16 protein-coding genes are annotated in these 22,941 nt (G+C 67.9%); 11 read left to right on the forward strand and 5 right to left on the reverse strand.

Features of this window, described 5'->3' with window-relative positions:
* Window positions 1–138 precede the first annotated feature (138 nt).
* Window positions 139–1,341, forward strand: a complete 1,203-nt coding sequence (gene pcaF, locus C3Y15_RS21955; protein WP_014724098.1) for a 3-oxoadipyl-CoA thiolase — start codon at window positions 139–141, stop codon at window positions 1,339–1,341.
* 89 nt (window positions 1,342–1,430) lie between these two features.
* Here the strand turns inward: pcaF and C3Y15_RS21960 are convergent, their stop codons facing one another.
* Window positions 1,431–1,910 (reverse strand): DUF523 domain-containing protein, encoded by a 480-nt coding sequence (locus C3Y15_RS21960; RefSeq protein WP_046424053.1) that lies wholly within the window; start codon window positions 1,908–1,910, stop codon window positions 1,431–1,433.
* 374 nt (window positions 1,911–2,284) lie between these two features.
* Between C3Y15_RS21960 and C3Y15_RS21965 the strand changes: the two genes are divergently transcribed.
* Both C3Y15_RS21965 and C3Y15_RS21970 read left to right on the forward strand, forming a co-directional pair.
* Window positions 2,285–3,829, forward strand: a complete 1,545-nt coding sequence (locus C3Y15_RS21965; protein WP_124260208.1) for a PAS domain-containing methyl-accepting chemotaxis protein — start codon at window positions 2,285–2,287, stop codon at window positions 3,827–3,829.
* Window positions 3,830–4,228: 399 nt separating this feature from the next.
* Window positions 4,229–5,773 (forward strand): PAS domain-containing methyl-accepting chemotaxis protein, encoded by a 1,545-nt coding sequence (locus tag C3Y15_RS21970; protein ID WP_011880939.1) that lies wholly within the window; start codon window positions 4,229–4,231, stop codon window positions 5,771–5,773.
* A gap of 123 nt (window positions 5,774–5,896) precedes the next feature.
* Here the strand turns inward: C3Y15_RS21970 and gabD are convergent, their stop codons facing one another.
* Together gabD and C3Y15_RS21980 are read right to left on the reverse strand one after the other, a co-directional pair.
* Window positions 5,897–7,360 carry an NADP-dependent succinate-semialdehyde dehydrogenase gene (gabD, locus tag C3Y15_RS21975; protein WP_011880938.1) on the reverse strand — a complete coding sequence of 488 codons (1,464 nt, stop codon included), beginning with the start codon at window positions 7,358–7,360 and terminating at the stop codon, window positions 5,897–5,899.
* A 77-nt stretch (window positions 7,361–7,437) separates the two neighbouring features.
* Window positions 7,438–8,721, reverse strand: coding sequence for a 4-aminobutyrate--2-oxoglutarate transaminase (locus C3Y15_RS21980; RefSeq protein ID WP_011880937.1), 1,284 nt, complete (start codon window positions 8,719–8,721; stop codon window positions 7,438–7,440).
* Between the two features lie 126 nt (window positions 8,722–8,847).
* Here C3Y15_RS21980 and C3Y15_RS21985 point away from each other — a divergent pair, with 126 nt between their 5' ends.
* The 4 genes from C3Y15_RS21985 to C3Y15_RS22000 all read left to right on the forward strand — a co-directional run bounded on the left by C3Y15_RS21985 (window position 8,848) and on the right by C3Y15_RS22000 (window position 13,879).
* A complete protein-coding gene (locus C3Y15_RS21985; RefSeq protein ID WP_011880936.1) occupies window positions 8,848–10,356 on the forward strand; it encodes a PLP-dependent aminotransferase family protein in 1,509 nt (502 codons plus the stop codon).
* A gap of 281 nt (window positions 10,357–10,637) precedes the next feature.
* A complete protein-coding gene (selD, locus tag C3Y15_RS21990) occupies window positions 10,638–11,702 on the forward strand; it encodes a selenide, water dikinase SelD (RefSeq protein ID WP_034193359.1) in 1,065 nt (354 codons plus the stop codon).
* Between the two features lie 175 nt (window positions 11,703–11,877).
* A complete protein-coding gene (locus C3Y15_RS21995; RefSeq protein WP_045577661.1) occupies window positions 11,878–12,468 on the forward strand; it encodes a LysE family transporter in 591 nt (196 codons plus the stop codon).
* Window positions 12,469–12,781: 313 nt separating this feature from the next.
* Window positions 12,782–13,879, forward strand: a complete 1,098-nt coding sequence (locus C3Y15_RS22000; RefSeq protein ID WP_034193357.1) for a purine nucleoside permease — start codon at window positions 12,782–12,784, stop codon at window positions 13,877–13,879.
* A gap of 206 nt (window positions 13,880–14,085) precedes the next feature.
* Here the strand turns inward: C3Y15_RS22000 and C3Y15_RS22005 are convergent, their stop codons facing one another.
* Together C3Y15_RS22005 and ceoR are read right to left on the reverse strand one after the other, a co-directional pair.
* On the reverse strand, window positions 14,086–14,379 hold the full coding sequence (locus C3Y15_RS22005) for a DUF4148 domain-containing protein (RefSeq protein ID WP_011880932.1): 294 nt from the start codon (window positions 14,377–14,379) through the stop codon (window positions 14,086–14,088).
* A gap of 476 nt (window positions 14,380–14,855) precedes the next feature.
* The gene (ceoR, locus tag C3Y15_RS22010) at window positions 14,856–15,860 is read right to left on the reverse strand and encodes a putative multidrug efflux transcriptional regulator CeoR (protein ID WP_011880930.1); all 1,005 of its coding nucleotides are present in this window, start codon (window positions 15,858–15,860) and stop codon (window positions 14,856–14,858) included.
* A 173-nt stretch (window positions 15,861–16,033) separates the two neighbouring features.
* Between ceoR and C3Y15_RS22015 the strand changes: the two genes are divergently transcribed.
* From C3Y15_RS22015 to opcM, 4 genes are read left to right on the forward strand one after another with little or no spacing between them, the layout of a single operon-like run.
* Complete coding sequence (locus C3Y15_RS22015; protein WP_011880929.1) at window positions 16,034–16,894, forward strand: alpha/beta hydrolase; 861 nt, start codon at window positions 16,034–16,036, stop codon at window positions 16,892–16,894.
* 31 nt (window positions 16,895–16,925) lie between these two features.
* Window positions 16,926–18,143 carry a multidrug efflux RND transporter periplasmic adaptor subunit CeoA gene (ceoA, locus tag C3Y15_RS22020; protein ID WP_011880928.1) on the forward strand — a complete coding sequence of 406 codons (1,218 nt, stop codon included), beginning with the start codon at window positions 16,926–16,928 and terminating at the stop codon, window positions 18,141–18,143.
* Window positions 18,144–18,189: 46 nt separating this feature from the next.
* Window positions 18,190–21,390 carry a multidrug efflux RND transporter permease subunit CeoB gene (gene ceoB, locus C3Y15_RS22025; RefSeq protein ID WP_011880927.1) on the forward strand — a complete coding sequence of 1,067 codons (3,201 nt, stop codon included), beginning with the start codon at window positions 18,190–18,192 and terminating at the stop codon, window positions 21,388–21,390.
* Between the two features lie 10 nt (window positions 21,391–21,400).
* Window positions 21,401–22,936, forward strand: a complete 1,536-nt coding sequence (gene opcM, locus C3Y15_RS22030) for a multidrug efflux transporter outer membrane subunit OpcM (RefSeq protein ID WP_014724088.1) — start codon at window positions 21,401–21,403, stop codon at window positions 22,934–22,936.
* Window positions 22,937–22,941 lie beyond the last annotated feature (5 nt).

Consider the following 22,941-nt stretch of genomic DNA (forward strand, 5'->3'; position numbering starts at 1 on the left):
CCCGCACTCCCTATGATGCGGAAATCGTTCGATACACGATCTTATGTTCGTACAAAGAACATTTAAGCGCATCCCGGCGGGCAAGGCAAGGGGCGCGTTGCAGTTATTTCCCAGCGTTGCATGAGACCGGAGACACCGATGACCGAAGCTTTTTTGTGTGATGCGATCCGTACCCCGATCGGCCGTTACGGCGGCGCGCTGTCGGGCGTGCGTGCCGACGACCTCGGCGCGGTGCCGCTGAAGGCGCTCGTCGAGCGCAACCGCGACGTCGACTGGACGGCGCTCGACGACGTGATCTACGGCTGCGCGAACCAGGCCGGCGAGGACAACCGCAACGTCGCGCGCATGTCGGCGCTGCTGGCCGGCCTGCCCGACGGCGTGCCGGGTTCGACGATCAACCGGCTGTGCGGGTCGGGCATGGACGCGGTCGGCGTGGCCGCGCGCGCGATCAAGTCGGGCGAGGCCGCGCTGATGGTGGCGGGCGGCGTCGAAAGCATGACGCGTGCGCCGTTCGTGATGGGCAAGGCCGCCAGCGCGTTCGCGCGCCAGGCCGACATCTACGACACGACGATCGGGTGGCGCTTCGTCAATCCGCTGATGAAGCAGCTGCACGGTGTCGATTCGATGCCGGAGACGGCCGAGAACGTCGCGGTCGATTACAACGTCAGCCGCGCCGACCAGGATCTGTTCGCGCTGCGCAGCCAGCAGAAGGCCGCGCGTGCGCAGCAGGACGGCACGCTCGCCGCGGAAATCGTCCCGGTGACGATTCCGCAGAAGAAGGGCGATCCGGTCGTGTTTTCGCGCGACGAGCATCCGCGCGAAACGTCGCTCGACGTGCTCGCCAAGCTGAAGGGCGTCGTGCGTCCCGACGGCTCGGTGACGGCCGGCAACGCGTCGGGCGTCAACGACGGCGCGGCCGCGCTGCTGCTCGCCAACGAAGCGAGCGCGAAGCGCTTCGGGCTGACGCCGCGCGCCCGCGTGCTCGGCATCGCGACGGCCGGCGTGGCGCCGCGCGTGATGGGCATCGGCCCGGCACCCGCCACGCAGAAGCTGCTCGCGCGGCTCGGGATGACGATCGGCCAGTTCGATGTGATCGAGCTGAACGAGGCGTTCGCGTCGCAGGGGCTCGCGGTGCTGCGCATGCTCGGCGTCGCCGACGACGATCCGCGCGTGAATCCGAACGGCGGCGCGATCGCGCTCGGCCATCCGCTCGGCGCATCGGGCGCGCGCCTCGTGACGACCGCGATGTACCAGCTGCATCGCACCAACGGCCGCTTCGCGCTGTGCACGATGTGCATCGGCGTCGGCCAGGGCATCGCGATCGCGATCGAGCGCGTCTAAGCGCGCAATGCGGCGCGGCGCGGCCCGCCGCGCGCGTAGCCTTTCCTCGACGATGTGGCCGGCACGACGCGCGCGTGCCGGCCACATCGTCATTCGGCCGGCGAATGCTGCGCGATACGCGCGGCGAGCGCGTCGATCTCGGTGTCCGCGAATACCTCGATGCCATGCTCGCGCAGCAAGGCCGCCGTCACGCCGGCGCCCGGATGCCGACGCCCCGCAAAATTCCCGTCATGAATGAAGCGGCTGCCGCACGACGGACTGCCGTCCGCGAGCAGCGCGAAGCGGCAATCGTGCGCGCGGGCCAGCGCGAGCGCGGCTTGTGCGCCGCAGACGAACTGCGCGGTCAGATCGGTCCCATGCACGTCGACGATCCGTGCGGCGCCGGCGAGCACGCGCTGGCCCGATGCGCCGCTGGCGATCTCGGCGGGCGGCCGCGGCACGCCCAGCCCGCCGGCGAGCTCCGGGCAGACGAGCACCAGCCGCCCGTCGCGCTGCCAGCGCGCGAGCGCGTCATGCGCGCTGCGCCTGGCTGCGCCGTCGTAGCGGACGGGATGCCCGAGCAGGCACATGCTGACGAGGATCTTCGGCGTGGCCGCTTGTTGCTCCGTGTGCTGCACGGTCGTTCTCCAGGTTCGCGTCGAGCGCTGCGCGCACGTCCGCATCGTTTTGCGGTTTGCAACGGTCGATGGGATCGCTGCATTGACGGCGCTGCGTGCACACCGTTTAGGCATCGCCTCGGCGCCGGTTATTTCCAGATTGTTTGATTGAAATCATATTTAGCGTCGAATTCGATATTTTGTGTCGATCAGGCCTAAGGTTTTGCCGCTAGTTGCCGTCAGCAGGGGACGATACCGTCGTAAAGCGATCAACCGTTTTCCGGCTACTGAGCGCGATTCCGCGCCCGCGCGGGCCCCCAACCCGGACCCGCTCTTCGGAGCCTTCCATGCGCAACAACCAGCCCGTCACCCAACAAGAATTCGATTTCCCCGACGACGTCACGCTGATGTCGACGACCGATGCCGACAGCATCATCACATATGCGAACACAACGTTTGCGTATGTGAGCGGTTTCTCCACCGACGAACTCGTCGGCCAGCCGCACAACATCGTGCGCCACCCCGATATGCCGAAGGAAGCGTTCGCCGACATGTGGGCGACGCTGAAGAACGGCGAGCCGTGGACCGCGCTCGTCAAGAATCGCCGCAACAACGGCGACCACTATTGGGTGCGCGCGAACGCGGTGCCGGTGATGCGCAACGGCGCGCCGCACGGCTACATGTCGGTGCGCACGAAGGCGCCGCGCGACGAGATCGCGGGCACCGAGGCGCTGTATCGCGCATTCCGCGAAGGCAAGGCCGGCAGCCGCCGTTTCCATAAGGGGCTGATCGTGCGCACCGGGCTGATGCGCATCGTCTCGCTGCCGCAAACGATGTCGGTGCGCGCGCGCGTTCACTCGGCGTTGGCCGTGCTGGCGCCGGTCGTGATCGGCGCGGGCTGGGCGTGCGGGCTCGGTGGCGGCGCGCTGGCGGCGCTTGCGGCCGTGACGGCCGGCGCGTCGGTGGCCGCCGGGCTGTGGCTCGATGCGCAGATCGTGCAGCCGCTGAAGCGGCTGCACGATCAGGCGCTGAACGTCGCGACCGGCGCAAGCCGCCGCGGCGTGGCGATGAACCGCGTCGACGAGATCGGCATGACGCTGCGCACGATCAACCAGTTGGGGCTGATGTTCCGCTGGCTGGTCGATGACGTCAGCGAGCAGGTGCACAACGTGCAGCGCGCGAGCAACGAGATCGCGCAAGGCAATAACGACTTGAGCGCACGCACCGAGCAGGCCGCGTCGAGCGTGCAGGAGACCGCCGCGTCGATGGCCGAGATGACGGCCACCGTGTCGAGTAACGCGGAGACGGCGCTGCAGGCGAACCAGCTGTCGGTGTCGGCGAGCGAGGCGGCCGAGCGCGGCGGGCAAGCGGTCAGCGAAGTCGTCATGACGATGAACGACATTACCGCGAGTTCGCGCAAGATCGCCGACATCATCGGCGTGATCGACGGGATCGCGTTCCAGACCAACATCCTCGCGCTGAACGCGGCCGTCGAAGCGGCGCGCGCCGGCGAGCAGGGGCGCGGCTTCGCGGTGGTGGCGGGCGAGGTGCGGGCGCTCGCACAGCGCAGCGCGAACGCGGCGAAGGAAATCAAGACGCTGATCGGCGCGAGCGTCGAGCGCGTCGAGTCGGGCTCGCGCATCGTAGACGGCGCGGGCAAGACGATGGAAGACATCGTCGCGCAGGTCAAACGCGTGTCGGACCTGATCGCGGAGATCAGCTCGTCGACGGCCGAGCAAAGCACGGGCGTCGCGCAGGTCGATCAGGCGGTCGTGCATCTGGACAACATCACGCAGCAGAACGCGGCACTGGTGGAGCAGAGCGCGGCGGCGTCGGAGAGCCTGAAGCAGCAGGCGATGCGGCTGGTCGACGCGGTGAACGTGTTCCGCTGATCGCGCAGGCGCGCTTGCCGGTGCATGTGCATCGTATGGCCGTCGGCCCGCTCAGGCCGCGGTCATGCGATTCGATCCAGTGCAAAAAATGAGAGAGATTCGCATTCTGGATATCGAATCGATTCGTCGATTCGCGTGACCGGCGATTATCGAATAATCGGATGATTGGGCTCCGAACGATTTGCCTGACGAATTTTTCGATTTACGTATGAATCAAGGATTCGGCAAAGGCGCGTGAAGCGGAATTAATGCGAATTTACCCTTGGGCGGCATAAGGTTTTCGCCAGATTTGCCGAAAGCGCAGGAGTCTGATTGACCGAATGCGGCGCGAGCGCGCTGCATCCGGCCTCGATCCTATTCACGAGCGGACGCAAGATCCGCCACCAGGAACCTCATACCATGCGCAATAACCAGCCTGTCACGCAACGCGAATTCGAGTTTCCCGATGACGCGACGCTGATGTCGACCACCGACGCCAACAGCTACATCCAGTACGCGAACGCGGCGTTCATTCAGGTCAGCGGATTTTCTCCGGAAGAAATCGAAGGTCAGCCGCACAACGTCGTGCGCCATCCGGACATGCCGAAGGAGGCATTCGCCGACATGTGGGCGACGCTGAAGAACGGCGAGCCGTGGACGGCGCTCGTGAAGAACCGCCGCAAGAACGGCGATCACTACTGGGTGCGTTCGAATACGGTGCCGGTGATGCGCAACGGCCAGCCGACCGGCTACATGTCGGTGCGCACGAAGGCGTCGCGCGACGAGATCGCGGCTGCCGATGCGCTGTACCGCGCGTTCCGCGAAGGCAACGCCGGCAGTCGCCGCTTCCATAAGGGCCTGGTCGTGCGCACCGGGCTGATGCGCGTCGCGTCGCTGTTCCAGACGATGTCGGTGCGCGCGCGGCTGCATGCGACGCTCGGCGTGCTGGCGCCCGTCGTGGTCGGCGCCGGCTGGGCGTGCGGCCTCGGCGGCGGCGCGCTGGCCGGGTTTGCGGCGGTGACGGCCGGCGCGTCGCTGATCGCCGGGCTGTGGCTCGACGCGCAGATCGCGCGTCCGCTGATCCAGTTGCGCGACCAGGCGCTGCGGGTGGCGACCGGCGAGAGCCGTAGCGGCGTGGCGATGAACCGCGTCGACGAGATCGGCATGACGCTGCGCACGATCAACCAGCTGGGGCTGATGTTCCGCTGGCTGGTGGACGACGTCAGCGAGCAGGTGCACAACGTGCAGCGCGCGAGCAACGAGATCGCGCAGGGCAACAACGACTTGAGCGCGCGCACCGAACAGGCGTCGACCAGCGTCCAGCAGACGGCCGCGTCGATGGCCGAGATGACGGCCACCGTGTCGAGCAACGCGGAGACGGCGCTGCAGGCCAACCAGCTGTCGGTGTCGGCGAGCGAGGCGGCCATGCGCGGCGGGCAGGCGGTCAGCGAAGTGGTCGCGACGATGAACGACATCACGGCGAGTTCGCACAAGATCGCCGACATCATCGGCGTGATCGACGGGATCGCGTTCCAGACCAACATCCTTGCGCTGAACGCGGCCGTCGAAGCGGCGCGTGCCGGCGATCAGGGCCGCGGCTTCGCGGTGGTGGCGGGCGAGGTGCGCGCGCTTGCGCAGCGCAGCGCGAACGCGGCGAAGGAGATCAAGGCGCTGATCGGCGCGAGCGTCGAGCGGGTGGAGTCGGGCTCGCGCATCGTAGACGGCGCGGGCAAGACGATGGAGGACATCGTCGCGCAGGTCAAACGCGTGTCGGACCTGATCGCGGAGATCAGCTCGTCGACGGCCGAGCAAAGCACGGGCGTCGCGCAGGTCGATCAGGCGGTCGTGCATCTGGACAACATCACGCAGCAGAACGCGGCGCTGGTGGAGCAGAGCGCGGCGGCGTCGGAGAGCCTGAAGCAGCAGGCGACGCGGCTGGTGGATGCGGTGAACGTGTTTCGTTGAGCGCGCAGGCGCGCTTGAGGAGGTGACGCAGGCACGGCGGAGAGGGGGCGCCGGCCCGCGTCGTGACCGCCCGGTTCCGGCCGGGCGGTCAGGGCCTGCCGCTTGCGCGACAGGCCCGAACCGTCAGACGGCCAGGCAGAGGTACTTGATGACCACGTAGTCGTCGATGCCGTAGTGCGAGCCTTCGCGGCCGAGGCCCGACTGCTTGACGCCGCCGAACGGCGCGACCTCGTTCGAGATGAGGCCCGTGTTCACGCCGACCATCCCGTATTCGAGCGCTTCGGCGACCTTCCACACGCGGCCGATGTCACGGCTGTAGAAGTACGCGGCCAGGCCGAATTCGGTGTCGTTCGCGAGGCGGATCACCTCGTCGTCGCTGCCGAACTTGAACAGCGGCGCGAGCGGCCCGAAGGTTTCTTCCTTCGCGACCTTCATCGCCGGCGTTACGCCGGTCAGCACGGTCGGCTCGAAGAAACCGTGGCCGAGCGCATGGCGCTTGCCGCCCGTGACGACGGTGGCGCCCTTCGCGAGCGCGTCCTCGATGTGCGCCTCGACCTTCAGCACGGCCGCTTCGTTGATCAGCGGCCCCTGCGTGACGCCCGGCTCCGTGCCGCGCCCGACCTTCAGCTGGCCGACCGCCGCCGCGAGCTTCTGCGCGAACGCGTCGTACACGGCTTCGTGCACGTAGAAGCGGTTCGTGCAGACGCAGGTCTGGCCGCTGTTGCGGTACTTCGATGCGATCGCGCCCTGCACGGCCGCGTCGAGATCGGCATCGTCGAACACGATGAACGGCGCGTTGCCGCCGAGCTCGAGCGACACCTTCTTGACCGTCGCCGCGCATTGCGACATCAGCAGGCGGCCGACCGGCGTCGAGCCGGTGAACGACAGCTTGCGCACGATCGGGTTCGACGTCAGTTCGCCGCCGATCGCTTTCGGGTCGCCGGTGACCACGCTGAACACGCCGGCTGGCACGCCCGCGCGCTCGGCCAGCACGGCCATCGCGAGCGCCGAGAACGGCGTCGCCTCGGCCGGCTTCACGACGATCGGGCAGCCTGCGGCGAGCGCCGGGCCGACCTTGCGCGTGATCATCGCCGCCGGGAAGTTCCACGGCGTGATCGCCGCGCACACGCCGATCGCTTCCTTCGTCACGACGATGCGCTTGTCGCTCGCCGGCGTCGGGATCGTGTCGCCGTACACGCGCTTGCCTTCCTCGGCGAACCACTCGAGGAACGACGCCGCGTAGCCGATCTCACCCTTCGCTTCGGCCAGCGACTTGCCCTGTTCGGTCGTCAGGATCAGCGCGAGATCGTCGGCGTTCTCCATCATCAGGTCGTGCCACTTGCGCAGGATCGCCGCGCGTTCCTTCGCGGTCTTCTTGCGCCACGCCGGCCAGGCGGCGTTCGCGGCGTCGATCGCCTGACGCGTCTCGGCCGCGCCCATCGCCGGCACGGTGCCGAGCAGGCCGCCGGTGGCCGGATTGCGGACCTCGAACGACTCGCCGTTCGCCGCGGATTGCCATTCGCCGTTGATGTACGCCTGCTGGCGCAACAGCGACGGATCTTTCAGTGCCAGGTTTTCCGTGCTCATATTGAATAGCCTGCGTTGAAGATGAAACGGCCGCTGCCGTCGGTACGACGGCAGCGGCGCATTCGGTTGACGGGAACTCAGGCCGGTACGCCGACCGTTTCCTTCAGCACTTCCTCGAGGATCGTGAGCGCTTCGTCGAACACGGCCTGCGGAATCGTCAGCGGGAACAGGAAGCGCACGACGTTCGAGTACACGCCGCACACGAGCAGCAGCAGACCGCGCTCGAGCGCACGCGCCTGCACGCGCTTCGTGAAGTCGGCGTCGGGCTCGCCCGTGGCCGGGTTCACGAACTCGACCGCGACCATCGCGCCCGGACCGCGCACGTCGGCGATCGGTGCGATGTCGGCGCGCAGCGCGTTCAGCTTCGCCTTCAGCGCGTCGCCCAGTTGCGTCGCGCGTTCGCACAGCTTCTCTTCGTCGATGATGTCGAGCACCGCGTGCGCCGACGCGACGGCGAGCGGGTTGCCCGCGTACGTGCCGCCGAGGCCGCCGGGCGCTGCCGCGTCCATCACGTCCGCACGGCCGACGACGCCCGACAGCGGCATGCCGCCCGCGAGGCTCTTGGCCATCGTGATCAGGTCGGCCAGCACGTCGTACTGCTGCATCGCGAACAGCTTGCCGGTACGCGCGAAGCCCGTCTGCACTTCGTCGGCGATCAGCATGATGCCGTGCTCGTTACAGATCTTGCGCAGTGCGCGCACGAAGTCGGCCGGCGCCGGGTTGAAGCCGCCTTCGCCCTGGACCGGTTCGAAGATGATCGCGGCGACGCGCTTCGGATCGATGTCGGCCTTGAACAGCATCTCGATCGCCTTGATCGAGTCGGCCGTCGTCACGCCGTGCAGCGGGTTCGGGTACGGTGCGTGGAACACGTCGCCCGGGAACGGACCGAAGTTCAGCTTGTACGGTGCGACCTTGCCGGTCAGCGCCATGCCCATCATCGTGCGGCCGTGGAACCCGCCGGCGAACGCGATGACGCCCGGACGGCCGGTTGCCGCACGCGCGATCTTGATCGCGTTTTCGACGGCTTCGGCGCCGGTCGTGAAGAACGCCGTCTTTTTCGGGTAGTCGCCCGGTGCGCGCGCGTTGATCTTTTCAGCCAGCTCGACGTACGACGCGTACGGGACGATCTGGTAAGCGGTGTGCGTGAAGCAGTTCAGCTGGTCGGCGATCGCCTTGACGATCTTCGGGTGGCGGTGGCCCGTGTTCAGCACGGCGATGCCGGCGGCGAAATCGATGAAGCGGCGGCCCTCGACGTCCCACAGCTCCGCGTTTTCGGCGCGGGCGGCGTAGAAATCGCACATCACGCCGACGCCGCGCGGGGTGGCGGCGTTCTTGCGGGCATGCAGGTCGGCATTCTTCACGGTCAGCTCCTTGATGTTGTGTCCGGTGAGGTAAAAATCGGCCGCGTTGGCAGCCCATGGAGGCGACTATAATCACATTTGGCTCCGGCAATCAGAGCCATTTCAATAAATATTCAGGAGCCAATCATGCGCGCAAGCGTGTTGTCGGACTGGCTGGCGCAGCGCCTCGTGCGCGGCAGCGAGCAGCCCATCTACCGGCAGCTGCACCGGCTGCTGCAGCAGGCGATCCTGTCGCGCGAGCTGCCGGCCGGCACGCGCGTGCCGTCGTCGCGGCTGCTCGCGGCCGAGCTGGGCATCGCGCGCAACACGGTCACGCAGGTGTACGAACAGCTGGCGCTCGAAGGCTACGTGCATTCGGCGACGGGGCGCGGCACGTTCGTCGCCGACAGCGCGCCGGACGAAATCGTCGGCGCGCCGCTCGAGCCGGGCGCGAGCCCGGCGGTGGCGGCCTCGCCGGCGCGGCGGCTGTCGGCGCGCGGCACGCGGCTCGTCGAAGGCGCGGGCGTGTCGAAGCGCCAGGGCGGCGCGTTCATGCCGGGCGTGCCCGACGTGTCGCGCTTTCCGGCGCGTGTCTGGACCCGGCTGCACAACAAGTACTGGCGGCGCCTGCGCCCCGATCTGCTGACCTACGCGCCGGGCGGCGGCCTCGCGCTGCTGCGCGAGGCGCTGGCCGACTATCTGCGCACGTCGCGCTCGGTGCGCTGCACGCCCGAGCAGATCGTGATTACCACCGGGATCCACCAGTCGATCGACCTCGCGGTGCGCGTGCTGACCGATCCGGGCGACGTGATCTGGACCGAGGACCCGTGCTACTGGGGCGTGCGCAGCGTGCTGAACGTGTCGGGGCTGACCACCCGGCCGATCGCGGTGGACGACGAAGGAATCGCGCCGTCGGCCGACGATCTCGCCGAGCCGCCGAAGCTGATGCTGGTCACGCCGTCGCACCAGTATCCGCTCGGCATGGTGATGAGCCTCGCGCGCCGCCGCATGTTGCTCGAATACGCGCGCCAGCACGGCTGCTGGATCATCGAGGACGACTACGACAGCGAATTCCGCTACGGCAGCCGTCCGCTCGCGTCGTTGCAGGGGCTCGATACGGCCGGGCAGGTGATCTACGTCGGCAGCTTCGGCAAGACGCTGTTTCCGGGGCTGCGGGTCGGCTATCTGGTCGCGCCCGAGCCGCTCGCGGAGAGCTTCGCGACCGCGAGCGCCGAGCTGTACCGCGAAGGGCAGCTGCTGCAGCAGGCGGTGCTGGCCGAGTTCATCGCGGACGGGCATTTCGTTTCGCATATCCGCAAGATGCGCACGCTGTACGGACAGCGCCGCGAAGTGCTGCTCGACGCGGTCGCGCGACGCTATGGCGACACGCTGCACGCGCTCGGCAGCGATGCGGGGCTGCATCTCGTCACGCGGCTGCCCGACGGCGCCGACGATCGCGCGGTCGCGCAGGCCGCGCTGGAGCGCAACATCGTCGTGCGGCCGCTGTCCGGCTATTACGCGCAACCGGAGCGCGCGGCATCGGGTTTGCTGCTCGGCTATGCGTGCGTGCCGGAGGACGAGATCGCGACCGCGTTCGCGAAGCTCGCGGAAGCGATCGACGAGCGGGCGTTCGACGGGGTCGTTGCGGCGGCTTGATGGGGAGTGGGCGTGTGTGGGCGTGTGGTGGCGTGGTCGCGACCGGAGGCGGCCGCGTCGTAGGACACGTGCGACGCGACGGTGAACGCGTGACACGCCCGTGTCGTAGCCGAGGCGCCGCGTCGGACCATGCGGTTTGCCCGGTTCGCCCGGTTCGTGCCGACTTCGCGGTTTGCGCCGACGTGGACCGCGGCGCACGCATTCCATCCCGCATTCGGATATCGCGCGTGCTCGCGCGGAATTGTCGATAATGGAACGTTGTTATTCACCGGATACCGACGATGACCGAAGCCACCCTCACTCCGCCCGCCGTTCCGCGCCTGACGAGCCTGTCGCACGGCGGCGGCTGCGGCTGCAAGATCGCGCCGGGCGTGTTGTCCGAGCTGCTGAAGCGGGCCACGCCGCCCGCGTTGTTTCCCGATCTGCTGGTCGGCACCGAAACCTCCGACGACGCGGCCGTCTACCGATTGAACGACGAGCAGGCGATCGTCGCGACCACCGACTTTTTCATGCCGATCGTCGACGATCCGTTCGACTTCGGCCGCATCGCCGCGACCAACGCGCTGTCCGACGTCTACGCGATGGGCGGCAAGCCGATCCTCGCGCTCGCGCTGGTCGGCATGCCGATCAACGTGCTGCCGCACGAGACGATTGCGGCCGTGCTGCGCGGCGGCGAAGCCGTGTGCGCGGAAGCGGGCATTCCGGTGGCGGGCGGCCATTCGATCGATTCGGTCGAGCCGATCTACGGGCTCGCCGCGATCGGCGTCGTGCATCCGTCGCGCGTGAAGCGCAACGCGGCCGCGCGCGCGGGCGACGTGCTCGTGCTCGGCAAGCCGCTCGGCGTCGGCGTGCTGTCCGCCGCGCTGAAGAAGAATCAGCTCGACGCCGCCGGCTACGCGCAGATGCTCGCGACGACCACCAAGCTGAACCGGCCGGGCGCCGAACTCGCGGCATTGCCGGGCGTGCACGCGCTGACCGACGTCACCGGTTTCGGCTTGCTCGGCCACACGCTCGAGCTGGCGCGCGGCGCGGGGCTGACCGCGCGCGTGCATTACGCGTCGCTGCCGTGGCTGGCGGGCGTCGAGGCGTTCGTCGCCGACGGCGTGTTCACCGGCGCGTCGGGGCGCAACTGGGCGGCGTATGGCGCCGACGTGCGGCTCGCCGACAACCTGCCGCCCGTCGCGCAGGCGCTGCTCACCGATCCGCAGACGTCGGGCGGGCTGCTGGTCGCGTGCGCGCCGGAAGCCGTCGACGACGTGCTCGCGTGCTTCCGCGCCGACGGCTTCGACCGTGCGGCCGTGATCGGCGAGATGGTGGACGGGGCGTCGCGCGTCGAGGTCGCGTGACGCGGGTTTCGATCGCGCGGGATCTTCGCCGCTCGTGGTTTCGATCGCGCGGTGGTGATCGGCGAGAGGGTGGACGGGCCGTGGTGAGTCGACATCGTGTGACGCAGATTTCGATCGCACACGATCGTCGCCGCGCGTCGCAATCGACGGCGCGTATCGACAGCCGTCGCGGGCGATGAACGATTTCCTGTTCGGGCTGACGGTCGCGCTGTCGGTCGGCCCCGTCGCGCTGATGATCGCGAACCATGCGCTGCGCGCCGGCATTGCGAGCGGTGTGCGCGCGGCAGCGGGCGTCGCGACGGCCGACGGCTGCTATGCGGTTGCCGCGTTCACGATCGGCGCGATGCTCGCGCACACGCTCGCGTCGCATCTTGCGCAGTTTCGTCTGGTCGGCGCGCTCGTGTTGCTCGCAATGGGCGCACGCATGCTGTGGCACGCGCTGAAAGACCGGCGCCATACGCTCGACGGCGCCGCGCCGCCGCCCGGCACACGGCCGTTCACGTCGATGTTCTTCGTCACGCTCGCGAATCCGCTGACCATCCTGCTGTTCTACGGCTATGCGGCCGCGGCGGCCGGCGCGCACCGGCACTGGCTGCTCGGGGCGGCGTGCGTGTTTGCCGGCAGTCTCGTCGGCCAGCTCGTGTTCGCGTTCGGCGGCAGCGCGATCGCGCGCGTCGTGAAGTCGCCGCGATGGCTCGCGGCGAGCCACGTGCTTGCTGCGCTGGTCGTGCTTGCTTATGGCGTCGCGGGGATCGTCCGCGCGTAGCGGGGCCGGGACGGTCGTCGAAGCCTCGGCCGCTCAGGAATGCCTGCATGCCGTGGCACGCGGCCTCGTAGCGATTCTCAGTGTCGGTCGCAGCGGCGTGCGGCGATTACGGCGCGAACGCGCTGATCCGCGCAACCGGCAACCGGCGTAATCAGCGTAATCAGCGTTATCGGCACCTTCAATCACCCCGCGCCACTCCCCCCCAACCCCCCGTTTCGTAGTCGGGTTCCGCATCGCAGACCCGCGTTCTATACTCGGTCGCGCAGTCTCCGACAGCCGTTCTCACCCAACATCATCGAAACAAGGAACGCCGATGCTGACTCGCTCCATTCTTTCCGCAGCCGCCTTCTCGCTCGCCGCCTGTGCGACCGCGCCGTCGATCGCGCAGGACCATCAGCGCGACGACGCAGGCAACGCGGCCACGACGGCCAACGCCGCATTCGCCGAGACCGCGGCACAGGGCCGCCCGGTCAAGGTCATGATCATCACGATGTTCGGTCCGGAGGGCCAGGCGTGGCTCGACCGGCTCGGCCCGTGGCGCGACGTCGCGGTGCCGGGCCTGTCGCCCGACTATCCGGTCGTCCACTGCAACCGGCAGGACGTCTGCGTGGTGACGACCGGCATGGGCTACGCGAACGCATCGGCGACGATCATGGCGCTCACGTTCTCGCCGCGCTTCGACCTGCGCCGCACCTACTTCCTCGTGTCCGGCATCGCGGGCGTCGACCCCGCGCAGGGCACGGTCGGTTCCGCGGCGTGGTCGAAATACCTCGTCGATTTCAGCCTGCAGTGGGAGCTCGACGCGCGCGAGATTCCCGCCGGCTGGAACACCGGCTTCCTCGGCATCAACACGAAGAGCCCGAGCGACAAGCCGCCGCTCGACTACCGCACCGAAGTGTTCCAGCTCAACGCGCAGCTGACCGATGCCGCCTATGCGCTGTCGCGCAACGTCGTGCTTGCCGACAGCGCGCAGGCGCAGGCCGCGCGCGCGAAGTTCACGTATGCGCCGGCGAACCGGCCGCCGACGGTGATCCAGTGCGACACGTCGTCGGGCAATACGTGGTTCTCGGGCACGCTGATCGGCGAGCGCGCGCGTCAATGGACCAAGATCCTCACCGACGGCAAGGGCACCTACTGCATGACCGCGCAGGAAGACAACGCGACGTACGAGGCGCTCAAGCGCGCGGCGAGCGTGAAGCGCGTCGACCTGTCGCGCGTCGCCGTGCTGCGCACCGGCTCCGACTTCGACCGCCCGTATGCGGGCCAGACGAGCGCCGACAACCTGCTGAACTACGCGGATCAGGGCGGCTTCGCGCCCGCGACGGAAAACCTCTATCGCGCGGGCAATCCGCTCGTGCAGGACATCGTCACGCACTGGGGCGAATGGCGCGACGGCGTGCCGCGTCGATGACGCACCGGCGCTCGCATCGGCGCGTGACGGACGCGTTCAGTGCGGTTGCGACGACGAACGAAACGGCGTCCAGACGGGCGTCGTGTCGTCCCAATGATCGAGCGGCGAAGGAAGTTGATCGTTCATCACGGACTCCTGCAACTGACTGACGTGTGTCGGGTTCGCGACGCCGCGCGACGGACGATCCGTCGCGCGGCGTCATGCGTTTACCGGCCTGCGCCGGCGAGCTGGTTGCCTTCGGGCGTCGGGCGATACGGGCCTTGCGCGAGCTCGACACCTTGCGGATACGAATTCACCTTGCGCAGGTATGCGAGCGTGCCGTCGCGGCGTGCCTGTTCGACTTCCGCATTGACTTCGGCGCGCGTGCGCGGGCCGTTGCTCGGCTGCGTGTACGACGCGCCGGCGTAGTTGGCGGCTTGCGGCGCATTGGTATCGGCGAATGCCGGCGCGGACACGGCGAGTGCGAGTGCGATGGCGGAGAGAAGATGGCGGCGGTTCATGACGTAACTCCTGTGTTGGTCGGAGTTGGCGCAAGAGCGCTCGCTCCGGTCCCGTCGAACGGGATGTTGGATGCGCAACGATGTGCGCGACAGGGTTAACTCTAGGTGTGTGTCCCGGCGCGATAAATGCAGCTGATGCGAATTGAATTGTCGCGATGCTGGAACAATCGCGATCCGTCACGGCCGCACGGTGCTGCCGGAATCGCGCACAGCCGCCTGTGGCGCGGCTCGCGGCGACGCGGCCCGACTTCGCGACGGCGTGTCGGCGCGACGCGGCGATTGCCGCGCGCGATGCAAAGGTGTGATGCGGATTCCGGAAAGACGCGATGTGCGCGCCGCTGCGACGTCTGCAGGAGCACGACGCATCCGCGGAAGGAGAACGTGCTGGAAGGCCGACCGATCGAGGTATGAAGAAAGCGCGGAGACGCGCGAGCGCGCGGCCCGCGCGCCGCTCGTCAGACTAAGCGACTAAGCGGCTACGCGACCCACTCGTTGATGACCGGCGTGTCGAGCGCCGGCGCGCGCTCGGCTTCCTCGAACGTGCGCTTGCTGCACGTCGCGTCGAGGCTGCCCTTGCCGCTCAACAGCGGGCAGCGGTCGAACACTTCGGCGATCCAGTCGACGAACACGCGCACCTTCGGCGACAGGTGGCGGCTGTGCGGATACACGACCGAGATCGGCATCGGCAGCGGCTTCAGGCCCGGCAGAACTTCCTTGAGCCGGCCGTCGCGCAGGTGCGGCAGCACCATGAACAGCGGCGGCTGGATCAGCCCGAAGCCTTCGAGCCCGCAGGTCACGTACGCGTCGGCATCGTTCACCGACACGATCGCGTTCATCTTCACTTCGACTTCCTTGCCGTCGGTCAGGAACGTCCAGTCGATCGTGCGGCCGGTGCGGCTCGAAAAGTAATTGACCGCCTTGTGCTCGGCGAGATCTTCGATGCTGCGCGGCTCGCCGTACTTGTCGAGATACGCGGGCGCGGCGACCGACACGCATTCGAACAGGCCGACCCGCCGTGCGACGAGCGACGAATCCTGCAGCGCGCCGACGCGGATCACGCAGTCGACGCCTTCCTGCAGCAGGTCGACCGGACGATCCGACAAGCCGAGCTGCAGATCGATGTCCGGATAGCGCGTGTGGAATTCGCACAGCGACGGAATCACCAGCAGCCGCCCGATCGAGCCCGGCATGTCGATGCGCAACTTGCCGTGCGGCTTGCGGTTGTTGTTCTGGAAGCTTGCTTCGGTTTCCTCGACATCGGCGAGGATCCGCACGCAACGTTCGTAGTACGCGGCGCCGTCGGGCGTGAGCGACAGACGGCGCGTGGTCCGGTGCATCAGTCGCACGCCGAGGAACGCTTCGAGATTCTGGATGATCGTCGTGACGGACGCCCGCGGCAGGCTCAGCGTTTCTGCTGCCTTGGTGAAGCTGCTTGTATCGACGACGCGAGTAAACACCTGCATGGCCTGAAGCCGGTCCATCACAACCTCCACGATCTAATGAGCCTCAGGAACAAAGAGGCTGCGTCACTTTATAGGCGACGCAGCCTGGGATTGTTCGGGGGCGTTGAATTGTGTTGCCGGATTATAGGCATTTATCCCAATGTCTGCCGGACCCAGAATTCGTTCCATCTCGAAATGGATGCCGCATCGTCATGGACGCTTCTGAATTCAGCAAATTCCTGAAAGCCGCATTGCCCGCCGAAGCCAGAGCCGGCGCGGCATTGACGGTCGCGGACGTGGAAATTCCCGGCTACGCGCAGGACATCGCGTTGCGTCTGTATCGGCGTGCCGACAAAACCGGATTGCCGGTAGTGCTTTACTTTCACGGCGGCGGTTTCGTGCGCGGCACGCTCGACGACGCCGATTTCGCCGCGCGCTTTTTAGCAGAACGCTTACCGGCTCTCGTAGTGTCGGTCGATTATTCGCTCGCGCCGGCCTTTCCGTTTCCGGCCGCGCCGGAGGATGCGTATCGCGCGGCCGTCTGGGCCGCGACGCGCGCCCGCGCGTTCGGCGGCAATCCGAAGAAGATCGGCGTCGCGGGGCACGATGCGGGCGGCCAGCTCGCGAACTGTCTCGCGTTCATCGCGCGCGATCGCGGCGAGGTGCCGATCGCCGCGCAGGCGCTGTTCGGGCCGATGCTCGATCCGAGCATGACCCGCATCGGCGACGCCGACCGCTTGTCGTCCGACATCACCGCCCGCGAATGCGCGGCCTGCTATCGCGCGTACCTGCCGCAGGCCGCGCAGCGCATGCACCCGTATGCGGCGCCGCTCGAATCGGTGCGCCTCGCGGGGCTGCCGCCGACGCTGATCGTCACCGCGCAGAACGACGTGCTGCACGTCGAGGCGGAGAAATATGCGGGCTGCCTGATTTCGTCGGGCGTGCTCACGCAGGTGATCCGCTACCCGGACGTCACGCACGCCGCGCTCGCGACCCATGCGGCCGCGCTGGAGGAGGCCGTGCGCTTCTTCCAGTGCCGCTTCCAGGCCCGTCAGCCGAATCGTTCCGAATAACCACACCAATCCTCGCTTACCGGAGATCCACATGGCCATCCTACGCACCACCCGCTCCCGAATCGCCACCGCGGCGATCGCGACGCTCGCCGTCGTCGGTCTCGGCACGTTCGGCGCGATGCGCGTGAACGCGAACGCGCCCGACAAGGCCGCAGCGCCGCTGCCCGAAGTGGACGTCGCGACCGTCGTGCCGCAAACCGTCACCGATTGGCAAAGCTACTCGGGCCGCCTCGAGGCGGTCGAGAAGGTCGACGTGCGTCCGCAGGTGTCGGGCACCATCGTCGCGGTGAACTTCAAGGACGGCGCGCTCGTGAAGAAGGGCGACGTGCTGTTCGTGATCGACCCGCGCCCGTACCAGGCCGAGACCGATCGCGCCGCCGCGCAACTCGCGGCCGCGCAGGCGCGCAACGGCTACGCGCAGAGCGACTGGCAGCGCGCGCAGCGGCTGATCGGCGACAACGCGATCGCGAAGCGCGACTACGACGAGAAGCAGAACGCGGCGCGCGAGGCGAGCGCGAACCTGAAGGCGGCCGAAGCCGCGCTCGAAACGGCGCGCATCAATCTCGGCTATACGCGCATCACCGCGCCCGTGTCGGGCCGCGTGTCGCGCGCCGAGATCACCGTGGGCAACGTGGTGTCGGCGGGCGCCGCGGCGACGCCGCTGACGACGCTCGTATCGGTGTCGCCGATCTACGCGTCGTTCGACGCGGACGAACAGACCTACCTGCAATACATCAACGGCGCGCGCGACGGCCGCAAGGTGCCGGTCGAGCTCGGCCTCGCGAACGAAACCGGCTATTCGCGCAGCGGCGTGATCGACTCGGTCGACAACCGGCTCGACACGTCGTCCGGCACGATCCGCGTGCGCGCGCGCTTCGACAACGCTGACGGCACGCTGGTGCCGGGCCTCTACGCGCGCGTGAAGGTCGGCGGCAGCGCGCCGCACCCGGCATTGCTCGTCGACGATGCGGCGATCAACACCGACCAGGACAAGAAGTTCGTGTTCGTCGTCGACCAGCAGGGCCGCGTGTCGTACCGCGAAGTGCAGCAGGGCATGCAGCACGGCAACCGGCGCGTGATCGTGAGCGGGCTTGCCGCCGGCGATCGCGTGATCGTGAACGGCACGCAGCGCGTGCGGCCGGGCGAGCAGGTCAAGCCGCACATGGTGCCGATGACGGGCGGCGACGATCCGTCCGCGCCGCTCGCGGACGCCGCGAAGCCGGCCGCACCGGCGAAGGCGGAATCGTAAGCGGCACGCCGCTTCGATTTCCGCGTTCAACCAGACAGAGCCACCCATGAACATTTCCAAATTCTTTATCGACCGGCCGATCTTCGCAGGCGTGCTATCGGTGATCATCCTGCTCGGCGGGGTGATCGCGATGTTCCTGCTGCCGATCTCCGAGTATCCGGAAGTCGTGCCGCCGTCGGTGATCGTGAAGGCGCAGTATCCGGGCGCCAACCCGAAGGTGATCGCCGAGACGGTCGCATCGCCGCTCGAGGAGCAGATCAACGGCGTCGAGGACATGCTGTACATGCAGTCGCAGGCGAACAGCGACGGCAACATGACGATCACCGTCACGTTCAAGCTCGGCACCGATCCCGACAAGGCCACGCAGCTCGTGCAGAACCGCGTGAACCAGGCGCTGCCGCGCCTGCCGGAGGACGTGCAGCGGCTCGGCATCACCACGGTGAAGAGCTCGCCGACGCTGACGATGGTGGTCCACCTGATCTCGCCGGACAACCGCTACGACATGACCTACCTGCGCAACTACGCGCTGATCAACGTGAAGGATCGCCTGTCGCGGATCCAGGGCGTCGGTCAGGTGCAGCTGTGGGGTTCGGGCGACTATGCGATGCGCGTGTGGCTCGATCCGCAGAAGGTCGCGCAGCGCGGGCTGTCGGCCGAGGACGTCGTGCAGGCGATCCGCGAGCAGAACGTGCAGGTCGCGGCCGGCGTGATCGGCGCGTCGCCGTCGCTGCCGGGCACGCCGCTGCAGCTGTCGGTGAACGCGCGCGGCCGTCTGCAGACCGAAGACGAGTTCGGCGACATCGTCGTGAAGACGACGCCCGACGGCGGCGTCACGCATCTGCGCGACATCGCGCGGATCGGGCTGGATGCGTCCGAGTACGGGCTGCGCTCGCTGCTCGACAACAAGCCGGCCGTCGCGATGGCGATCAACCAGTCGCCGGGTGCGAACTCGCTGCAGATCTCCGACGAAGTGCGCAAGACGATGGCCGAGCTGAAGCAGGACATGCCGGCCGGCGTCGACTACAAGATCGTCTACGACCCGACGCAGTTCGTGCGTTCGTCGATCAAGGCCGTCGTGCACACGCTGCTCGAGGCGATCGCGCTGGTCGTGATCGTCGTGATCGTGTTCCTGCAGACCTGGCGCGCGTCGATCATTCCGCTGATCGCGGTGCCGGTGTCGATCGTCGGCACGTTCTCGCTGCTGCTCGCATTCGGGTATTCGATCAACGCGCTGTCGCTGTTCGGGATGGTGCTCGCGATCGGGATCGTGGTCGACGATGCGATCGTCGTGGTCGAGAACGTCGAGCGCAACATCGAAAGCGGGATGAACGCGCGGCAGGCGACCTACAAGGCGATGCAGGAGGTCAGCGGGCCGATCATCGCGATCGCGCTGACGCTCGTCGCCGTGTTCGTGCCGCTCGCGTTCATGTCGGGCCTGACCGGCCAGTTCTACAAGCAGTTCGCGATGACCATCGCGATCTCGACGGTGATCTCGGCGTTCAACTCGCTGACGCTGTCGCCGGCGCTGTCCGCGATTCTGCTCAAGGGCCACGGCGACAAGGAAGACTGGCTCACGCGCGTGATGAACCGCGCGCTCGGCGGCTTCTTCCGCGGCTTCAACAAGGTGTTCCATCGCGGCGCCGAGAACTACGGCCGCGGCGTGCGCGGCGTGCTGTCGCGCAAGACGCTGATGCTCGGCGTGTATCTCGTGCTGGTGGGCGCGACCGTGCTCGTGTCGCGGATCGTGCCGGGCGGCTTCGTGCCCGCGCAGGACAAGGAATACCTGATCGCGTTCGCGCAGTTGCCGAACGGCGCGTCGCTCGACCGCACCGAGAAAGTGATCCGCGACATGGGCTCGATCGCGCTGAAGCAGCCGGGCGTCGAGAGCGCGGTCGCGTTCCCGGGGCTGTCGGTGAACGGCTTCACCAATAGCTCGAGCGCGGGCATCGTGTTCGTCACGCTGAAGCCGTTCTCCGAACGGCACGGCAAGGCGCTGTCGGCCGGCGCGATCGCTGGTGCGCTGAACCAGAAGTACGGCGCGATCAAGGACTCGTTCGTCGCGGTGTTCCCGCCGCCGCCGGTGCTCGGCCTCGGCACGCTCGGCGGGTTCAAGATGCAGATCGAGGATCGCGGCGCGGTGGGCTACGCGAAGCTGTCGGATGCGACCAACGACTTCATCAAGCGCGCGCAGCAGGCGCCTGAACTCGGTCCGTTGTTCACCAGCTATCAGATCAACGTGCCGCAGCTCAACGTCGATCTCGATCGTGTGAAGGCGAAGCAGCTCGGCGTGCCGGTGACCGACGTGTTCAACACGATGCAGGTGTATCTCGGCTCGCTGTACGTGAACGACTTCAACCGCTTCGGGCGCGTGTACCAGGTGCGCGTGCAGGCCGATGCGCCGTTCCGGCAGCGTGCGGACGACATCCTGCAGCTGAAGACGCGCAACGATCGCGGCGAGATGGTGCCGTTGTCGTCGCTCGTCACGGTGACGCCGACGTTCGGCCCGGAAATGGTCGTGCGCTACAACGGCTACACGGCGGCCGACATCAACGGCGGCCCGGCGCCGGGCTTCTCGTCGGGGCAGGCGCAGGCCGCGATCGAGCGCATCGCGCATGAAACGCTGCCGCGCGGCGTGCGGTTCGAGTGGACCGACCTCACGTACCAGCAGATTCTGGCGGGCGATTCGGCGATGTACGTGTTCCCGATCAGCGTGCTGCTCGTGTTCCTCGTGCTGGCCGCGCTGTACGAGAGCCTGACGCTGCCGCTCGCGGTGATCCTGATCGTGCCGATGAGCATTCTGTCGGCGCTCACGGGCGTGTGGCTCACGCAGGGCGACAACAACATCTTCACGCAGATCGGGTTGATGGTGCTGGTCGGGTTGTCGGCGAAGAACGCGATCCTGATCGTCGAATTCGCGCGCGAGCTCGAGCATGACGGACGCACGCCGCTCGAGGCCGCGATCGAGGCGAGCCGGCTGCGGTTGCGCCCGATCCTGATGACGTCGATCGCATTCATCATGGGGGTGGTGCCGCTCGTCACGTCGACCGGCGCCGGTTCGGAAATGCGTCATGCGATGGGTGTCGCGGTGTTCTTCGGGATGCTCGGCGTGACGCTGTTCGGGCTGATGCTGACGCCGGTGTTCTACGTCGTGCTGCGCACGCTGGCGGGCGGCAAGATTCACGTGGCCGGCAAGGACTCGGCCGGCTACGGCGGGCCGGCCCACGGCGTACCGGCTTCGGATGCTTGAGGACAACAAGATGGACAACATGCACAACACGAACGGCCTGCTGCGCGTCGCGAAGCTGGCGGCCGCGAGCACTCTGCTCGCGACGCTGCTCGCCGCGTGCGCGGTAGGACCCGACTACAAGCGCCCGGACGTGGCGACGCCCGCGGCGTTCAAGGAAGCGCCGACGCTCGCCGCCGGCGAGCAGGCCGGCACGTGGAAGACCGCCGAGCCGGCCGACGCCGAGCATCGCGGCGAATGGTGGAAAGTGTTCGGCGATCCGGTGCTCGACGCGCTGGAGTCGCAGGCGCTCGCCGCGAACCAGAACCTGAAGGCCGCGGCCGCGCGCGTCGAGGAAGCGCGTGCGGCGACCCGCACCGCGCGCTCGCAGTGGTTCCCGCAGGTCGGCGTCGGGTTCGGGCCGACGCGCGAGGGGGCGTCGTCGGCGTCGCAGTTCCAGCCGCAGGGCACGGGGCCGACCAACGCGACGCTGTGGCGTGCGCAGGGCACGGTGTCGTACGAGGCCGACCTGTTCGGCCGCGTGAGCCGCAACGTCGAGGCGTCGCGTGCCGACCAGGCGCAGAGCGAGGCGCTGTTCCGTTCGGTGCAGCTCGCGCTGCAGGCGGACGTCGCGCAGAACTACTTCGAGCTGCGCCAGCTCGATTCGGACCAGGATCTGTACCGTCGCACGGTCGAGCTGCGCGAAGAGGCGCTGAAGCTCGTGCAGCGCCGCTTCAACGAAGGCGACATCAGCGAGTTGGACGTGTCGCGTGCGAAGAACGAGCTGGCGAGCGCGCAGGCCGATGCGGTCGGCGTCGCGCGGCGGCGCGCGGCGTCCGAGCATGCGCTCGCGATCCTGCTCGGCAAGGCGCCCGCGGACTTCGCGTTCAAGGAAACGCCGATCGTGCCGGTCGCGGTGAAGATCCCGGCCGGGCTGCCGTCGGCGCTGCTCGAACGCCGCCCGGATGTGGCGGCGGCCGAGCGCGCGATGGCTGCCGCGAACGCGCGGATCGGCCTTGCGAAGTCGGCGTATTTCCCGAAGCTCGATATCACGGGCGCGTTCGGGTATGAGGCGTCGACGCTCGGCGATCTGTTCCTGTGGTCGAGCCGCACGTTCCTGCTCGGGCCGTTCGCCGGCACCGCGCTGACGCTGCCGCTGTTCGACGGCGGACGTCGTGCGGCCGGCGTGCAGCAGGCGCGCGCGCAGTACGACGAGCAGGTCGCGAACTACCGCCAGCAGGTGCTCGTCGCGTTCCGCGAGGTCGAGGACAATCTCGCCGATCTGCGGTTGCTCGACGATCAGATTCGGGCTCAGGATGCCGCGGTCAATGCGTCGCGCCGTTCGGCGACGCTGTCGCGTACGCAGTATCAGGAAGGGGAAGTGGCGTACCTCGACGTGATCGATAGCGAGCGGTCGGTGCTGCAGTCGCAATTGCAGGCGAATCAGTTGACTGGGGCGCAGGCGGTTTCGACCGTCAATCTCATTCGTGCGCTTGGCGGCGGGTGGGGACCGGCGCCGACGGCGGTCGGCGATGCGGCGACCGGCAAGGCGGAGGTGGCGGCGCGGTGAAGGGG

The sequence above is a fragment of the Burkholderia sp. B10 genome, from assembly GCF_004368385.1.
Classification (GTDB): Bacteria; Pseudomonadota; Gammaproteobacteria; order Burkholderiales; family Burkholderiaceae; genus Burkholderia; species Burkholderia vietnamiensis.

What these genes read in the sequence shown, in the direction of transcription:
- selD (WP_034193359.1), top strand. Translation starts at nt 10,638, where the DNA reads ATGACCGAAGCCACCCTCACTCCGCCCGCCGTTCCGCGCCTGACGAGC.
- ceoR (WP_011880930.1), bottom strand. Translation starts at nt 15,860, where the DNA reads ATGGACCGGCTTCAGGCCATGCAGGTGTTTACTCGCGTCGTCGATACA.
- C3Y15_RS22015 (WP_011880929.1), top strand. Translation starts at nt 16,034, where the DNA reads ATGGACGCTTCTGAATTCAGCAAATTCCTGAAAGCCGCATTGCCCGCC.
- C3Y15_RS21985 (WP_011880936.1), top strand. Translation starts at nt 8,848, where the DNA reads ATGCGCGCAAGCGTGTTGTCGGACTGGCTGGCGCAGCGCCTCGTGCGC.
- ceoA (WP_011880928.1), top strand. Translation starts at nt 16,926, where the DNA reads ATGGCCATCCTACGCACCACCCGCTCCCGAATCGCCACCGCGGCGATC.
- ceoB (WP_011880927.1), top strand. Translation starts at nt 18,190, where the DNA reads ATGAACATTTCCAAATTCTTTATCGACCGGCCGATCTTCGCAGGCGTG.
- pcaF (WP_014724098.1), top strand. Translation starts at nt 139, where the DNA reads ATGACCGAAGCTTTTTTGTGTGATGCGATCCGTACCCCGATCGGCCGT.
- opcM (WP_014724088.1), top strand. Translation starts at nt 21,401, where the DNA reads ATGGACAACATGCACAACACGAACGGCCTGCTGCGCGTCGCGAAGCTG.
- C3Y15_RS21995 (WP_045577661.1), top strand. Translation starts at nt 11,878, where the DNA reads ATGAACGATTTCCTGTTCGGGCTGACGGTCGCGCTGTCGGTCGGCCCC.
- C3Y15_RS22000 (WP_034193357.1), top strand. Translation starts at nt 12,782, where the DNA reads ATGCTGACTCGCTCCATTCTTTCCGCAGCCGCCTTCTCGCTCGCCGCC.
- C3Y15_RS21960 (WP_046424053.1), bottom strand. Translation starts at nt 1,910, where the DNA reads ATGTGCCTGCTCGGGCATCCCGTCCGCTACGACGGCGCAGCCAGGCGC.
- C3Y15_RS21970 (WP_011880939.1), top strand. Translation starts at nt 4,229, where the DNA reads ATGCGCAATAACCAGCCTGTCACGCAACGCGAATTCGAGTTTCCCGAT.
- gabD (WP_011880938.1), bottom strand. Translation starts at nt 7,360, where the DNA reads ATGAGCACGGAAAACCTGGCACTGAAAGATCCGTCGCTGTTGCGCCAG.
- C3Y15_RS22005 (WP_011880932.1), bottom strand. Translation starts at nt 14,379, where the DNA reads ATGAACCGCCGCCATCTTCTCTCCGCCATCGCACTCGCACTCGCCGTG.
- C3Y15_RS21965 (WP_124260208.1), top strand. Translation starts at nt 2,285, where the DNA reads ATGCGCAACAACCAGCCCGTCACCCAACAAGAATTCGATTTCCCCGAC.